Below are 264 nucleotides of genomic sequence, written 5' to 3' on the forward strand. Positions count from 1 at the left end.
AGCGGTACGATCGATGATGCTGCTGCAACTGTAGTGGTGACCGTAGATGGTATTAACTACGCTGCGACCAACAATGGTGACGGTACCTGGACGCTTGCAGACAATACACTTCCAGTGTTGGCAGATGGTCCGCACACAGTGAGCGTGACTGCAACGGATGTGGCAGGTAACGTTTCAACACCTGCGACAGGCACAGTAACTGTTGATGCAACAGCACCAACCCTTGCGATTACAGCAGATGACCTTGCACTTGCGGCAGGCGAA

At 53.0% G+C, this 264-nt stretch carries 1 protein-coding gene; it reads left to right on the forward strand.

Annotated features, from left to right (window positions below; translation table 11 throughout):
• Nucleotides 1–264, forward strand: a 264-nt coding sequence (locus NL42_RS15430) for an Ig-like domain-containing protein (RefSeq protein ID WP_461313406.1), incomplete at both ends; no start/stop codon positions are given.

It is taken from the genome of Acinetobacter sp. GN11 (assembly GCF_054823985.1).